The organism is Azonexus sp. (assembly GCF_030824335.1).
GTDB lineage: Bacteria > Pseudomonadota > Gammaproteobacteria > Burkholderiales > Rhodocyclaceae > Azonexus.
This window is the reverse complement of sequence record NZ_JAVBXX010000005.1, coordinates 88,259-104,677: the sequence shown is the minus strand read 5'-3', so window position 1 is coordinate 104,677 and position 16,419 is coordinate 88,259. Positions and strand designations below refer to the sequence as shown.

Here is a 16,419-nt window from a genome sequence, read left to right as displayed (position 1 = left end):
ATTTGCTTGCGTCGCTACCCCGGTCTTCGTGCCGTCCACTTATGAATGCCTCCGGAAATTTTGCAGCTATCATTATGGAATGAGCTTGCCACCCGACTCCCCCGACTCCTCCGATGGTTTTGAAAGCCCTCTGCCGCAGCGTTTCCTGACCCTGTTTGTCCCGTTGCTTGGCGTTTTCCTGACCTTGGGCGCCGGTTTTGTGATCTGGTATCTGGCGCAGCAAATCGGTCAGCGCGATCTCGATACAGCGGTTGACGACGCAAGAAGTTTCTCTCGCTCGGTGACTCAGTTTCGCAATTTTTACAGCGCCGAAATTGTTCCCCGGGCGCGCGCCAGCGGTATGCAGATTACCCATGCGTATCGTCATTTGCCCAACGCCCTGCCTTTGCCGGCAACTTTCACCCTGGATTTCGGTGAATTTCTGTCCGGTCAGAATGAGAGTTTCGGGGTGCAGTTATACAGCGATCTGGCTTTTCCCTGGCGGGCGGAAAAGCGCGTGCTGGACGATTTTCAGCGCGCCGCCATGGCCAGCTTGAAAACCGATCCAGGCCAGCCCTATTTTCGCGTGGTCGAGATGAACGGTGAGCGAATCCTGCGCTATGCCACGGCAGATCGGATGCTTGAGAGCTGCGTGGCGTGTCACAACACTTATCCCGGATCGCCGAAGACCGACTGGGTGGTCGGTGATGTGCGCGGGGTGCTCGAAATCCGTCGTTCGATGCGCCTTGCGGAAGAGTCTCTGGCTGGTGGTTTGCGTAATGCGGCTTATCTGTCGGCGGTGATGATTGGTGCGATTTTGCTCTTGTTGTGGATCAGTCTGCGCAATATGCGTCAGGCCATGCGGGACAAGGCAGCATCAAACCGCCAGTTACGTGCCGAAATCACGCATCGCAATGATGCACGGCATGCGTTGCGCCTCAATGAAGCCAAGCAGCGAGCCATTTTTGACAGTATTTTGGAGGCGGTGGTGGTGATTGATACGCGCGGCCGGATCGTTCAGACCAATCGCGTGGCGGCGGACATGTTCGGTTATTCAGCTGAGGAAATGACCGGACAAAATGTCAGCATGTTGATGCCGAACCCGCATGCCGACCAGCACGACAATTATCTGGCACGCTATCTGGAAACCGGCGAAGCCAACGTGATCGGCCATCTGCGTATGCTTAATGCCCGGCGCAAGAATGGCGAGATTTTTTCGATACATCTGGCGGTCAGTCATGTGGAAACCGGCGGTGACAGCTTCTTTGCCGGCGTGATCGTCGATGTGACCGAGCGTCTTGCCCAGGAGGCCGCCTTGCGCCTGGCGCGTGACGAAGCGCTGGAGTCGGCGCGTATCAAATCCGAGTTTCTGGCCAACATGAGCCACGAAATCCGGACGCCGATGAACGGTGTCATCGGGATGAACGATCTGTTGCTCGATACCTCGCTCAACGAAGAACAGCGTTCATTGGCGTTGACCGTGCAGAAAAGCTCGGAGTCCTTGCTCAAGATCATCAACGACATCCTCGATTTGTCGAAAATCGAGGCGGGCAAGCTGCAGTTCGAGAATGTGATTTTTGACCCGCTGCTGAGTATCGAAGAGGTGCTGGAACTCTTTGCCGAACGGGCTGCAGATAAGGGGCTGGAGATCGGCTATCGCACCGGCTCGGCCCTGCCGCGCCAAGTCGTTGGTGACGAAGGGCGTTTGCGTCAGGTGTTGAGCAATTTGCTGGGCAATGCCATCAAGTTTACCGAGGCAGGGGAAGTCGAGATTCAGGTTTGTGCCGACCCGGAGCAGCCCTGTCGGCTGGAGATCGCCGTCAGCGACACCGGGATCGGTATCGCTGAAGACAAGCAATCGCTGTTGTTTCAGTCGTTCTCGCAGGTGGATGGTTCGATTACCCGACGTTTTGGCGGCACCGGTCTGGGTTTGGCGATCAGCCGTCAATTGGTGCAGTTGATGGGGGGCGAGATTGGCATGCACAGTCAGCCTGGTGCCGGTGCCACCTTTCATTTTTCGGTGTGTTTCAGTGAGCCGCCGGCAGGGCTGGATCTACGCTCGGGTTTGCCGGCGGGTTCGCCGGTGCTCTACGTTGGTCACCGCCGATTGTTGCCGGCCCAGTTGCAAAGCTGGGGGTTTGATGTGCGTAGCACCACCGATCATGTGCAGGCGGTGGAAATCCTGCGCCACTCGCCGGATCGATTGATCCTGCTTGATCTGAGCAATGCGCCTGCGCCGGTACATCGTGCCGGTACGTTACGTGATGCCTGCCGGCAAGCCGGGTTGCCCGAGCCGCAACCGGTGCTGTTGTTGACGCGTCGTCAAGGCATCGAAGACAGTGATGAACTGACCGGCTTGCGCCGACTGTATCTGCCGCTTCGTCAATCTGCCCTAGCCGCGCTGCTCGATGTCTCGCTGCCATCGCCCCAAGCGAGTGTGGTCAGGCCGATGCTCAGCATGGCTAGCGATGGCTTGGCCGGTTTGCGTGTGCTGGTCGTTGAGGACAATACGATCAACCAGATGTTGGTTCGCGCATTGCTGGGCAAGCTGGGTATCACGCCGGCACTGGCGGAGAATGGCGAGGCCGGGCTGGCCTGGATGTGCGATAGCGTCTGGGATGTCGTTCTGATGGATTGCCAGATGCCGGTGATGGATGGTTTTTCCGCGACACGCCGTTGGCGCGAGATCGAGCTTGAACGAGGAGCCGTGGCACGTTTGCCTATCATCGCCCTGACCGCCAATGCGATGGAAGGTGATCGTGAGTACTGTCTGGCAGCTGGCATGGACGACTACCTGAGCAAGCCGATCAAGCTCGATATCCTGCAGGAAAAACTGTTGCACTGGTTACCCACTGCCTTGGGAACTGCCCCAGGCTGAGCGTATACTGCGGCGCTTTTCGGCGGCCTTGGGTCGGGAGTGGACGATGGAACAAAAGACAACGCTGACCACGGGTTCTGTTGCCCTGGTCGGGGCCGGCCCCGGAGATCCGGAGCTACTGACTCTGAAGGCCAGCCGGCTGATTCAGGCGGCGGAAGTTGTGGTCTACGACAATCTGGTCGGCCGGCAGATCATCGATATGATTCCTCCTGCCACCGAGCGGATTTACGTTGGCAAGATCGCTTCCATGCACACCATGCCGCAGGAGGAAATCAGCCATTTGTTGCTGCGCCTGGCCAGCAGTGGCAAACGCGTGGTTCGCCTGAAGGGCGGTGATCCTTTCGTCTTCGGCCGGGGTGGTGAAGAGCTCGAATTGTTGCGGGCTGCGCATATTCCGGTGGAGGTGGTGCCGGGCATCACCGCTGCGCTGGGGGCTGCGGCGGCATTTGGATTTCCGCTGACGCATCGCGATCACGCCCAGACTTGCACGTTTGTCACCGGGCATCTGAAGGACGAACAGGTCGAAATGAATTGGACTGCACTGGCGCAGCCGAATCAGACACTGGTCATCTACATGGGGGTGACCGGTTTGCAGAGCATTGCCGATAACCTGATGGCGGCCGGTCTGGCGCCGGATACGCCGGCTGCGTTGATCTACAAGGCCACCCTGCCCGAGCAGAAAATCTTCCCCAGTACGCTGGGCGGCCTGCCGAAAACGGCGCAAGAAGAAGGTGTCAGACCACCCGCACTGATCGTCATCGGCAGCGTTCTTTCCTTGTTGCCGGAAAAGGACTGAGTTTCGCGACTAGGGAAGCAAAGGCTGGCCCCAGGACCATAGAACCAAAGGCTGGCCCCAGAAGCATGGAAAAAGGGCTGATTCTGCGGTCGACCGCAGGAATTTGCCTGAATTGCGCTGAGTTGTGAGCTTTTGACCGGGAAGCGAATTCAGGATTTCGCCTTCAGCGCCTTTTTCGGATAAATGTCGAAGCGGCTGGATTTTCCTTCGATGACATAACCCGGCAACTGGCCGGGGATGCTTGGCGCCTTGCGCGGTCGCTTGATCACGACGCGATGCGAGGCCAGCTCCAGTGCGGCGACCAGCAGTTCCGGGGCGTCATCGTCATCGCCGACCAGTGGGCGAAAGACGCGCATTTCCTTTTTGACCAGCGACGTCTTGGTGCGCTCCGGAAACATCGGGTCGAGATAAATCACCTGTGGCGCTTCGTCCTGCCAGGCGTGCATCAACGCGATCGCATTGCCTTGCAGCAAACGCATGCGCTGCATGATCGGTTCGATTTCCGGATCGAGCCGTCCCCGTTGCAGGCCGTCGGCCAACAGCGCCGCGATGATCGGCTGGCGCTCGATCAGGCAGAGCTGACAGCCGAGACCGGCCAGCACAAAGGCGTCGCGTCCCAGGCCGGCGGTGGCGTCGAGAATGATCGGCCGGATGCCGGGTTGCACGCCGACGGCCTTGGCGATCATTTGTCCGTTGCCGCCGCCTTGCTGGCGCCGGTGGGCTAATGCGCCCTCGACGAAATCGACGCGTACCGGGCCGGCGGCATCCGGGCCGAGTTCCTGCAATTGCAGGCCGCGTGGGCCGAGTTGCAGGGCATGGCCGGCATCGCCGGTTTGCGGTAATGACAGGGTCGCAGCCAATAATGTGACGGCGTCGGCGAACTCGGGACTCAGAGCTTCAATGCGGATTGTTGGCTGATGCACGGGTGATCCATCGATTTGTTTGGCACAGTATACAAACCCCGGCGCGCATAAAAAAACCGGCGGGGTTGCCGCCGGCTTTTTTGACCAGAAATGAGATCCCCTGCGGGACCCCAAGCCGGGCTGGATTACTGGACTTGCTGAATCCCGGCGATCACCCAGCCACGATTGCCGTCGACCGGCTTGCTCATGTGCCAGATTTCCGAGAAGTTCTCCGGTGCTGCATTGCGCTCTTCGCGAATCTCGCCGCTGAAATGCACGCTGACGATGTAGCGATTGCCTTCTTCGGCTACGTCGATCACCTGAGCATCAAGATGAAGGACATCGGTTTCCTGGCTGGCGCCCTTGCGTTCAGCGATGGCCAGCTTGATTTCGGCGAACATTTCCGGCGAGGTGAATTCGCGGATGTCGTCCAGATTGCCGGCATCGTTGGCCGCTTGCAGGCGAATGAAGTTGACCTTGGCGTTGCGTACGAAACCGTCGACATCGAAGTCGGCCGGGATATTGCCCGAGGTCGATCCGTTGGCTGCCATTGCGGCACCGGTAGCAGCGCCGGCAACCGCACCTGCGGCGGCTGGGGCGTAAGACGAACCGCCAGCCGGGGTGAAGTCAGGGCGTGCATTGTTGCCGGGGGTGGCGTTGAAGTTCGCGCCTGCGCCAGCGTACTGCATGCCATGTCCTTGTGCTGCGGCTGCCGCTGCCGCCTTCTTGCGCATGAAGAAACCGATTGCCGCGATTACGACGACGCCGAGCAGGGCGATCATCATGAAGTTGGCCAGTTCTTCACCAAAACCGAGGTGGGAAGCCAGCGCGGCCAGACCCAGACCGGCTGCCAGACCGGCCAGCGGGCCCATCCACGAGCGCTTGGGCTGGGCTTGTGGTGCAGCAGCCGTTGACGGCTTGCTCGGTGCCGACGTGACGTTGTTGTTGGCCGGTGCGGCCTGACGTTGCATGCCGGACGAGCCACCGCCACCCAGGCGCTTGGCTTCTGCATCATTGATGTTCAGCGTGAAGCCGATGATTACAGCGGCTGCCATCGCGATGAATTTGTTCATGGATGTCTCCTTTAGACAAAGTTGTGGCTGTATTGTACGCAGCTTTAGCATCGGAAAAATCAGGGTGTGGCTAAATAACTATTCGCAAAATCCGCAGTGTTTCAGGGCTTGAAGAGTGCGGCGACAGCTTCCGGATTCGACGGGAAATAGAAGTGCACGTAGGAAGCGGTCAGCCGCTCCTGGCGGTAGATCGCCTCACCTGGCCGGCCATCAGGCGTGGTCGCATGGGCCAGCGGGGTTAGTGAGGAGTCGCTTTTCGAGTAATGGAAGGTATGCCCGGCAAGGCGGCCTTCCGGCAGTTCGGCGAACTGCGTGCCCAATGCGGCAAGACGTTGCTGCATCATCGAGCGGCCCGGGAGCAGGCCGGCGAAGCGATGGGCAACACCGGCCTTGTCCACGACCTCTTCGAACAGACTCATCATACCGCCACATTCGGCGAGTAGCGGTTTGCCGGCGGCGACATGGGTACGCAGCGCCTGCCACAGCGGCGCATTTTCCGTGAGTGCCGTGGCGTGCAGTTCGGGGTAGCCACCGGGTAGCCAGACGGCGTCGCAATCCGGCAAAGGCTCGCCGGCGACCGGCGAGAAAAATCGCAACTCGGCACCCAGGCTGTGCAGGGTTTCCAGGTTGGCCGGATAAATGAAACCGTAGGCTGCATCGCGGGCGATGGCGATGCGCTGGCCGGCGAGTAAGGGGGGCAGTGCCGGCGGCGGTGCGGCGGTAAAAATCACCGGTTTGGGCAGGTCGACCGCAGAATTTTGCGTATTTCCCGTCGTGCCGGCACTGGCTTCCAGCGCATCGGCCAATTTGTCCAAGCGGGTGGCGAGGTCGTCGATTTCTGCGGCCTGCAACAAGCCGAGGTGGCGTTCCGGCAGGCTGTCGCCGCTTTTTGGCAAGGCCCCGAACCAGCCCATACCGGGCGGCAGGCTGTCTTTCAGGATTTCCGCGTGGCGCGCGCTGCCGACGCGGTTGGCCAGCACACCGGCAAAAGGCAGGCCGGGCCGGTAAGTGGCGAGGCCGTGCGCCATGGCGCCAAAGGTCTGCGCCATGGCGCCGGCATCGATCAAGGCCATGACCGGGATAGCGAAGCGTTCGGCAATATCGGCGGCGGATGGCTGGCCGTCGAACAGGCCCATGACGCCTTCGATCAGGATCAGGTCGGAGTCTTTGGCGGCGCGGGCCAGTCGCCAGCGGGCATCGGCTTCGCCGCACATGCCCAGATCGAGATTCTGGCACGGTCGACCGCTGGCGAAGGCATGAATTTGCGGATCGAGAAAATCCGGACCGCACTTGAACACGGTAACCCGCCGTCCCTGGCGGGCGTGCAGGCGGGCGAGCGCGGCGACCACGGTGGTTTTGCCTTGCCCGGAGGCGGGAGCGGCGATGAGCAGGGCGGAGCAGGAAATGAAGTCGAAAACGATGTTGGAGGCTGGCAAATCAGGTACCAAGGTAGGGGATGGAGAAAACGTAAAGTCTTCTTGATTCGATGATGCGGGATCAGTACTCGCCGATCAGCTTGTCGATGGCTGGCCGGATTTTCGCCCGGTCGGTCAAGTTAAGGCTGCCCACGGCATGGCGCAGGCGATGGTTGTCGATGGTGAAGATTTCGTCGGTGGACAATATGAAATGGCCATGCCTAGGAACCTCTACTTGTGGCGCCATGATTTCGACCGGCGGCAGTCCGGCGCGCAGGGGAATGACTACGGTAGCACCGGTGCGACTGGAGATGTGGTCGTTCTGGATGGCGACGAGAAAGGGAATGTCGGCCCTCCGGCTACCCGGATTGGGGTAAATGTCGTATTGCGCCACGTCCTAGATGCGCTCGAATTCGCTGCCGGCTAGACCGTTGGCGGCAATTGCCCGGCCGTGTTCGACCAGCGCATCGGCGTTGCGCTTCGCCCAGTCACGGTTTTCCCTTTGCTCGAGCAGGCGGGTAAAGAGCTGCTCGGCTTCGGCCGAGAAATTGATTTCGTGCTTGTAGGGTTCGAGGCGTTCCAGCAATTCCCGGCTGATCGATAGCGACAGGCGGCTTTTTGGTGTGCTGCTGGTGAGGAGGGCCATGACGATTTCTTCTTGTCAGTGAATGCGCATGATCGTACGCATTGCTCGGTGGGCTGTCAAAGCGATCACCACTCCACCTGCGCCTCTCGATCGATGCACGTGCATTGATTTGTCGCTTCCATATGTTATATGGATAGAAGATAATTACGGTGGAATTCTCCGCCGATTGCTCTTCCTGCCTATCCGTCATGTCAGAACCGGGCTTGTGATGCATGTAATTGGCCAGAATATGGTTTCCAGCTTTGCCGGGATGAAAAAAAAATGATTCAGGGGTGATCATGGGTATGCATGAGAAAGTATGTCGCGTCGCCGTCGGCCTGAGCCGGGTTGCCCGTATCGCTTGGCGGCCTTTGGCGGCACTGGGTCGGGTAGTGCTCGGCGACATGAACTGGCAGCCGCCGGTCTGGTTGGCCTGGCTGCAAACCCGACTTTCTCCGCTCGGCCGCTGGTGCCGTGATCAGGCCGCCTGGGTTGTCCTCCTTGTTGTGCTGCTCATTGGCGGTGTCTGGGGCGCCACACATGGTCCGGTCGGCGGCTGGAAAAACTGGTGGGACTGGCAGACTTTCTCCGGGGCACGTCCCGACCAGGGCGAGATCAAAACCACTGATATCCGGGTCGAAGGTCCGACGCGGACTCCATATGATGGTGACGGTAAGCCACGGCCGGTGATCTTCAAGTTTTCGGTATCGGCGGCGCCGCTCGCCCGGGTCGGCAAGGAGGCTCAGGATATCGAGCTGTCCCCGGCTCTGCCCGGCAAATGGACGTGGAGCGCGGCCAACCGGCTCGAATTCCTGCCCAATGAGGATTGGCCGATCGGCGAACGCTACACGGTCAAGCTTGGCGCCAAGACCTTGGCTCCGCACGTCACGGCGGAGCGCGAGCTGAGTTTTGCCGCGCCGACATTCGAGGTCGACATCCGCGGTGCGGAGTTTTATCAGGACCCGGTCCAGGTCAGCCTGCGCAAGGCGGTGTTCGAGGTTGCCTTCTCGCATCCGGTCAATCCCGATATTTTCGAGAAGAAGTTACGTCTGCTCGCTGAGGGGGCCGTCAGCAGTCTGGCTAAGTTTGGCGACGCGCTGAAATATACGGTGACCTACGATAAGCTTCGGCTGGCGGCATCGGTGCATTCCGATCCGCTGCCGATTCCCCAGAGCGACGTGCCGCTGAGCCTGCACATCGGCGCCGGGGTTACGGCCCAGCGCGGTGGTAAGGGGACGGCGAACGAGGTGGTCAAGGCGGTGGCGATTCCCGGCCTGTTCAGTCTCGACATTACCGAACTCAAGCAACTGATCGTCACGGCCGACAACGGCGACCCGGAAAACGTCCTGCAGCTGACGACCGGCATGGCGGTGCACGAAAAGGAAATGAACCGGGCGACGACCGCCTGGCTGCTGCCTGCGAAAGGGCCGAATGGCGACGAGGCCTATGCCTGGAGCGATCCCGCCGAAATTACCGAGGCGGTGCTCAAGCAGTCGTCGAAGCTGCCCTTGCTGCTGCTGCCGGCCGAACGGGAAAGCGGTGAGGGGCATGCCTTCAAGTTCGTTGCCGAACCCGGCCGCTACCTGCTGGTCCGCATCCAGAAAGGCCTCAAGTCGGTGGGCGGCTATCAACTGGCCGCCAACCGTGACGAGATTCTCCGCATCAAGCGCTCGGCGCCGGAGTTGGGCATCATGAGCAAAGGCTCGCTGCTGGCGTTGTCCGGCGACAAGAAGCTGCCCATCGTGGTCCGCGACCTGCCCGGTGTACGGCTGGAAATCGGCCGCCTGCTGCCGCAACAGTTGCAGCATCTGGTCACCCAGTCGCAGGGCGACATGGCGCGTCCCGAGTTCTATTCGGGAATCACCCAGGATCACCTGACCGAGCGCTTCGAGAAGCAGATTCCGCTCAGCCTAAAGCCGGGCAAGACGCATTACGAGACGGTCGATTTCAGCGAATACCTGCGGGCCGATGCGACGGATCGCCGCGGCATTTTCCTGCTGACGGTCCAGGGCTACGACCCCAAGGCGGCCAACGTCGCCGCGCCCGATCCCGAAGCCGATCGCCCGCGATATGGCGGCGAAGGCGAGGGTGAGGAAGGCTATTACGAGGGCGAGAGAGAGGATGCCGCGGAGAATGTCGATCCGACCCAGATGCGCGATCGCCGGCTGGTCATCGTGACCGACTTGGGCATCGTCGCCAAGCGGGCGCTCGATGGTTCGCGGGATGTCTTCGTCCAGTCGATTGCCAGCGGCCAACCGGTGGCCGGCGCGATGGTCGAGGTCTGGGCACGCAATGGCGCGGTTCTCACCAGCCAGGCCGCCGATGCCCAAGGGCGGGCGCATTTGCCCAGCTTGACCGGAATGACGCGGGAAAAGACGCCGGTCGTGCTGGTCGTCAGGAAAGGCGGCGACATGAGTTTCCTGCCGCTCAACCGGGCCGATCGCAATCTCGACCTGTCGCGCTTCGATATCGGTGGCGTGCGCTCGGGCGCGTTGCCCAACCAGATCCAGGCCTATCTCTTTTCCGACCGGGGCATCTATCGACCCGGCGACACGATGAACATCGGCATCATGGCCAAATCGGCCAACTGGGCGCAAAAGCTCGCCGACCTGCCGGTCGAGGCCGAGGTGATCGACGCCCGCGGCCTCACTGTGCGGCGCGAAAAGCTCAAGTTGGGGGCGGCCGGCATGGCGGAATTCAGCCATGCGACACAGGACAGTTCGCCGACCGGCAATTACACGATCAATCTCAACTTGGCCCGCGACAGCGGTTCCGCCGCGCCGGGCGCGCCCGAAGTGCCGTCCTTGCGGCTGGGCAGCGTCACCGTCAAGGTCCAGGAGTTCATGCCCGACCGCATGAAGGTGATGGCCCGCCTGTCGCAGGAAGCCGATGGCGGCTGGGTGCATCCCAAGGATCTGGCGGCGAAGGTGAATGTACAGAACCTGTTCGGCACACCGGCTCCGGATCGCCGCATCGAGGCCGAGTTGACGCTGGCGCCGGCCTACCCGGCCTTCCGCAATCATCCCGACTACGCCTTCTTCGACCCGGCCCGGGCCCGCGAGCGCCACCATGAGCCGCTACAGGGCAGCAACTCGGACAGTGCCGGCAATACCGATATTGCGCTCGGCCTGCAGCGTTACGTCCAAGCTACCTACCAGCTGCACCTGCTGGTCAAGGCATTCGAGCCGGAAGGTGGCCGCAGTGTCGCGGCGGAAGCCTCGGCCCTGGTTTCCGACCGGCCTTTCCTGATCGGCTACAAGGCCGACGGCGATCTCGGCTACATCACCCGTAGCGGTGTGCGTAACGTCAATTTCATCGCGATCGATCCCCGGGCGAAGAAAGCGGCGGTCAACAACCTCAAGTTGGTACGCCTCGAACGCAAGGTGGTTTCGGTGTTGCTGAAACAGCCCAACGGGCTTTACAAGTACGAATCGCGCAGCAAGGAAACCGTACTCAAGGAAGATGCCTTCAGCGTTGGTGCCAATGGCGTCAGCGTCATGCTGGCAACCCAGACGCCGGGCAATTTCGCCTACGTCGTGCGCGATGCCCAGAGCCTCGAACTGGCGCGGGTCGATTACAGCGTGGCCGGCAACGGCAATGTCTCCCGTTCGCTCGACCGCAATGCCGAATTGCAGTTGTCGCTCAACAAGAAGGACTACGCGCCGGGCGAGGAAGTCGAGGTGAGCATCCGCGCACCCTACGCCGGCAGCGGCCTGATCACCATCGAGCGCGACAAGGTTTTCGTGCATCACTGGTTTACCGCCAAGGACACGGCTTCGGTGCAAAAAATCACGCTCCCCAAAGATTTCGAGGGCAACGGCTATGTCTCGGTGCAGTTCGCCCGCGATCTCGCCTCCAACGAGATCTACATGAGCCCGCTCAGCTACGGCGTCGTGCCCTTCGCGACCAGCCTGGCCAAACGGACCAACGTGGTGAGCCTGACGGCGCCGGAACTCATCAAGCCGGGGCAGACGGCCAAATTCCGTCTGGAGGCTAAGGTCCCCAGCCGGGCCATCGTCTTTGCCGTCGATGAAGGCATCCTGCAGGTCGCCCGCTATCAGGCGCCGGACCCGCTCAAACATTTCTTCCAGAAGCGCGCCCTCGAGGTTGGTACCCAGCAGACGCTCGATCTGATCCTGCCGGAATTCAAGAAGCTCATGCAGGCAGCGCCCGGCGGTGATGGCGAAGGCGAGGCAGGCAAGCACCTCAATCCCTTCAAGCGGCGCACCGACAAGCCCGTGGTCTTCTGGTCGGGCATCGTCGAGGTCAATGGCAGCCGCGAGTTTTCCTATACGGTACCGGAGAGCTTCAACGGCAGCTTGCGGGTCATGGCGGTGACGGTCAATGAGGACGCGGTGTCGACGTCCACCACCAATACCCTGGTGCGCGGCGATGTCGTGCTGCTACCCAATGTGCCGGTAGCGATGACGCCCGGTGATGAAGTGGAAATCGGCGTCGGCGTCGCTAACCAGACCAAGGGTAGCGGTAAGGATGCTCCCGTGGCCTTGACGCTGAGCGTTTCACCCGGTCTCGAAGTCGTTGGGCCGGCGACGCAGACGCTCAAGATCAGTGAGCGTTCGGAAGCCGCCACCAAGTTCCGGGTCAAGGCCAAGTCAGCGGCGGCCGCCCAACTGGGGTCTGCCAAAGTCACTTTCAGCGCCCGGGTTGGCGATGCCAAGGCACAACTGACGACCGAGCTGAGCATTCGCCCGGCCTCGCCCTATGTCACTCAAGTGCAGACGGGTCTATTTCGCGGCGAGGCGAAACTGGACAGTCAGGTCGATCTCTATCCCAATTTCAAACGCAGCGAATTGGCCTTGTCGACCTCGCCCTGGGCTTACTCTTTCGGCTTGCTGCAATACCTCGAAGTCTATCCGCACGGTTGTTCAGAACAGATCACCAGCCAGATTTTCCCGGCGGTGATCCTGGCCGGCCGTCCGGAAGTGCAGGAGCAACTGCAACGCGCCCGGCAGAAGGACGCCCGGGCGCCGGATCCGAAGAAAAGCTTCGAACGCTATCTGGCCCAGGTTCGCTCGCGTCAGACATCCGACGGCGGCATCGCCATGTGGCCGGGCAATTTCTCCGACCTGTTCGCCACGACCTATGTGGTGAATCTGCTGGTTGAAGCCAGGGAGCGTAAGTTTGCCGTGCCCAACGACCTGCTGCAGCGGGCCAATGTTTACTTGCAAAGCCAGCTCGCCGATGTTTCCCCCTATGACTATCAGTGGCGGGTCCAGGCTCAGGCGGCCTACCTGCTGACCCGGCAGGGAATCGTGACCACGGCTATCCTGAGCAACCTCCACGATGGCCTGCGTCAGCGCCTGAACAAGGAAAACGATGCCAGGCGCCGCGAATTCCTGCGTCGCGATCTGGGCGCAGCCTATCTGGCGGCGGGCTTCATGCTGACCAAGCAGGAGCGGATCGCCCAGGAACTGTTACAGCCGGCGCTGGAGTCGTTGCTGGCTGAGGAGGATCCCTGGAAGGACTGGCGCTGGAATTACTACTACGATCCGCTGGTGCAGCATGCCGGACTGATCCAGCTCGTTGCCCTGCACTTCCCCGGCCGGCTCAAGGCCTTGCCGATGGCGACCTGGGAGCAGATGGCAAAGGCCATTCAGGAGAACTACTACCAGAGCCTGTCAGCGGCACGCCTAGTCATGGCAATCGATGCCTACGCCGCGCGGGCTGCGCAATCGGCCGCCGGCAAGCTTGGGGTCAGCGCGGTCAACGCCACCAACGTGGCCAAGGCGCTCGAGGTGCCGCAAAAACTGGCGCTGGCCAAGCTCGCCGTGCCGCTCGACAGCAGCTCCCTGAAACTGAACAACGGGGGTGAATTCCCGCTGTTCTACGGCTGGTTGGAATCGGGCTACGAGAAGAGCGTGCCTAGGGAATCGGTTGTCAAGGGCCTGGAAATCATTCGCGAGTTCCTTGATGCCAAGGGCAATGTGGTGAGCGAGGCGCAAGTCGGCGACGAACTGACGGCGCGCGTCCGGGTGCGTGCTACCGAGCGCAGCCAGATCGAGCAGGTGGCCCTGGTGGACGTCCTGCCCGGCGGCCTTGAGCCAGTGCTGACCGCGCCCGCTGACGACGATGCGCCAGACGTGCCGCTGTGGCAGCGGCGTCTGGGCGGTAAGAGCAGCTGGGCAATCGACTACGCCGATATCCGCGAAGATCGCGTGCTGTTCTACGGTACGGTCGGTAGCTCCATGACCGAGGTGACTTACCGGGTGCGGGCAACCAATGCCGGTAACTTCGTGGTGCCTGCCGCCTACGGCGAGGCGATGTACGAGCGGCGCGTCTATGGCCGCTCGGCTGGCGCGGCGTTCAAGGTGAATGCGGTGGCGAAGTAGGTCTAGCGGTCATGCCCGGCATCCGGCGTTGGCGCTGGTGGCAGAGTACGGCCTGGGGGTTTGCCCTGCTGGTCGCTCTGCTGCTGCCGCGCCTGCTACCCAAGGCGCCGCTCGCCGACCTTGTTCCCTCGTCGCGCAGTGTTGCGGCGGCCGGGGGTGAAATCCTCCGGCTGACGCTGGCGGCCGACGGCCAGTTCCGGCTGTGGGTACCGCTGGCTGAAATCGCGGCGCCGATGCAGCAAGCCATGTTGCTTTACGAGGACCGCTGGTTCTACGCGCACCCCGGTGCCAACCCGTGGGCCCTGCTCAGGGCGGGCGTCGGGACTGCGGTCGGCGGGCGGCGGGTGGGCGGCTCGACGATCACCATGCAGCTGGCGCGGCGACTGTACGGTATCGACAGCCGCAGTCTGTTCGGCAAGGTTAGGCAGATTGCCGCCGCTCTCTGGTTGGAGCTGCGCTACAGCAAGGACGAAATTCTCGAGGCCTATCTCAATACGGCGCCCTTCGGCGGCAATATTGAAGGGGTCGGTACGGCCAGCCTGATCTATTTCGACAAGCCGGCGCGCCAGCTGAGCGTGCCGGAAGCGCTCAATCTGGCGGTCATTCCTCAGAATCCGAACAAACGCCTGCGCGAATCCGCCGCCAGCCTGGCGACACCAGACCTGGTCGCCGCCCGCCAGCGCCTAGCTGGGCTGTGGGCCGAGCGTTACCCGGCCATGGCCGACCTAGTCAGCGCCGATGCCTTGCGGATCGTCTTCCGGCCACGCTCGGCCTTGCCTTTCCGGGCCCCGCACCTGACTGACTACCTGTTGCGCCAGACCGCCGAGCGCGAAATCGTCGCGGCGGTTAATCTGAAAATGCAGTCAGTCATCGAACGGGTGCTGCGTGAATATCTCAAGAGCCGTGCCGATGTCGGCATCGACAACGCCTCGGCGGTGCTGGTCGATACCTCGACCATGCAGGTTAAGGCCCTGATCGGTTCGGCCGACTATCGCAACGAGGCGATCGCCGGCCAGGTGAATGGCGTGTTCGCCAAACGTTCGCCTGGTTCGACGCTGAAGCCCTTCATCTATGGGCTAGCGCTCGACCAGGGCCTGATCCACTCGGCTTCCATCCTGCGCGATGCGCCGAGCAGCTTTGGTGGCTTCTCGCCGGAAAATTTCGACGGGCGTTTCTCCGGGCCGGTTGCCGCCCAGGAGGCGCTGATCCGCAGCCGCAATGTACCGGCGGTCGATCTGGCCGCGCGCCTGAACCGCCCCCGCCTTTACGACTTTCTCAAGCAGGGGGGCGTCGACAAGCTGTTGCCGGAAGCCCATTACGGCCTGGCTCTGGTGCTCGGCGGCGGCGAACTGACGGCGGAAGAACTGGTGCGTTTCTACGCCATGCTGGCCAACGCCGGGCAATGGCGCGAGCTGCGCTACTTGGAGACCGCCGCCAGCGGACCGGCGCGGGAACTGACGCTGCTCAGCCCGGCCGCCGCGCGCATCGTCATTGAAATGCTGCGCCAGACGCCGCGCCCCGACACTTACACCCCGGCCCGCCCGGCCGTGGCCTGGAAGACGGGCACCTCCTGGGGCTTTCGCGATGCGTGGACGGCCGGGGTTTTCGGCCGCCATGCGCTGGTCGTCTGGGTCGGCCATTTCGACGGAGCCAGCAATCCCGGCCTGACCGGTATCGACGTGGCGGCGCCCCTGTTCCTGCGTATCGTTGATGCCTTGCGGGCCGAACGGCTCGATCCCGGCGAAATGGCCCAGACCCAGCCGGCCGATCTGCGCCGGGTTGATGTCTGCGCGGCCAGCGGCGATCTGCCCAATGCCGCCTGTCGCTTGCTCCGCCCGGCCTGGTTCATCGCCGGTAAGTCGCCGATCCGCGAAAGCACCTTGCACCGGACTGTCCTCATCGACCAGCGTACCGGCCAGCCGACTTGCACGCCGGGCCAGCATGTCCGGGAAGAGGTGGTCGAACACTGGTCGTCGGAGATGGCGAGCCTGTTCCGCAAGGCCGGGCTACCCCGGCGCCAGCCAGCGGAACTGGTCTGCGACGATGCGGTGGCGCCGGCGGCACCACCGCAGATCGTCGCCCCGCAGCGTGGCGTCATTCATCTGAGCCGTCTGAATGCACCGCAAGCCCTGTACCTGCGGGCCGAAAGCGAAACCGTCGGGCCGCTCAACTGGTTCGTTGACGACACACTACTCGGCCGGGTGAAACCCGGCGAGACGCTGGAATGGAAACCGCCGCAAGCCGGCTGCTACCTGCTGCGGGTGGTCGATCCCAATGGTTTGACGGAAAGCCGGCAGGTCGTTGTCGAGACACTGGAGTAGCGTCGCCCGTGGATGGGTGGACGGAAGTTTCGCACTTACAGGGTTCCAGGCGCTCCAGCAATTTTCGGCTGATCGATAGC

At 62.0% G+C, this 16,419-nt stretch carries 9 protein-coding genes; 4 read left to right on the top strand and 5 right to left on the bottom strand.

Going from position 1 to position 16,419, the window contains the following annotated elements; all coding sequences use genetic code 11:
* The first annotated feature begins 85 nt into the window (after nt 1–85).
* Both RCI20_RS02175 and cobA read left to right on the top strand, forming a co-directional pair.
* Complete coding sequence (locus tag RCI20_RS02175; protein ID WP_306602866.1) at nt 86–2,857, top strand: ATP-binding protein; 2,772 nt, start codon at nt 86–88, stop codon at nt 2,855–2,857.
* A 46-nt stretch (nt 2,858–2,903) separates the two neighbouring features.
* Complete coding sequence (gene cobA / locus RCI20_RS02170; RefSeq protein ID WP_306602865.1) at nt 2,904–3,653, top strand: uroporphyrinogen-III C-methyltransferase; 750 nt, start codon at nt 2,904–2,906, stop codon at nt 3,651–3,653.
* Nucleotides 3,654–3,802: 149 nt separating this feature from the next.
* Here the strand turns inward: cobA and RCI20_RS02165 are convergent, their stop codons facing one another.
* The 5 genes from RCI20_RS02165 to RCI20_RS02145 form a co-directional block, all read right to left on the bottom strand.
* Entirely contained in the window at nt 3,803–4,576 is a 774-nt protein-coding gene (locus RCI20_RS02165) for a class I SAM-dependent methyltransferase (RefSeq protein ID WP_306602863.1), read from the bottom strand.
* A 125-nt stretch (nt 4,577–4,701) separates the two neighbouring features.
* Nucleotides 4,702–5,628: a Tim44 domain-containing protein gene (locus tag RCI20_RS02160; protein WP_306602862.1), complete on the bottom strand. Its 927-nt coding sequence runs from the start codon at nt 5,626–5,628 to the stop codon at nt 4,702–4,704.
* A gap of 101 nt (nt 5,629–5,729) precedes the next feature.
* The gene (locus RCI20_RS02155; protein WP_306602860.1) at nt 5,730–7,064 is read right to left on the bottom strand and encodes a cobyrinate a,c-diamide synthase; all 1,335 of its coding nucleotides are present in this window, start codon (nt 7,062–7,064) and stop codon (nt 5,730–5,732) included.
* Nucleotides 7,065–7,125: 61 nt separating this feature from the next.
* A complete protein-coding gene (locus RCI20_RS02150) occupies nt 7,126–7,437 on the bottom strand; it encodes a CcdB family protein (RefSeq protein ID WP_306602859.1) in 312 nt (103 codons plus the stop codon).
* 3 nt (nt 7,438–7,440) lie between these two features.
* Entirely contained in the window at nt 7,441–7,689 is a 249-nt protein-coding gene (locus tag RCI20_RS02145) for a type II toxin-antitoxin system CcdA family antitoxin (RefSeq protein ID WP_306602858.1), read from the bottom strand.
* Between the two features lie 278 nt (nt 7,690–7,967).
* On the opposite strand from RCI20_RS02145, the gene RCI20_RS02140 reads away from it, so the two are divergent.
* Together RCI20_RS02140 and pbpC are read left to right on the top strand one after the other, a co-directional pair.
* Nucleotides 7,968–14,018: an alpha-2-macroglobulin gene (locus RCI20_RS02140; RefSeq protein WP_306602857.1), complete on the top strand. Its 6,051-nt coding sequence runs from the start codon at nt 7,968–7,970 to the stop codon at nt 14,016–14,018.
* An 11-nt stretch (nt 14,019–14,029) separates the two neighbouring features.
* Nucleotides 14,030–16,339, top strand: coding sequence for a penicillin-binding protein 1C (gene pbpC, locus RCI20_RS02135; protein ID WP_306602856.1), 2,310 nt, complete (start codon nt 14,030–14,032; stop codon nt 16,337–16,339).
* The last annotated feature ends 80 nt before the right edge of the window (nt 16,340–16,419 follow it).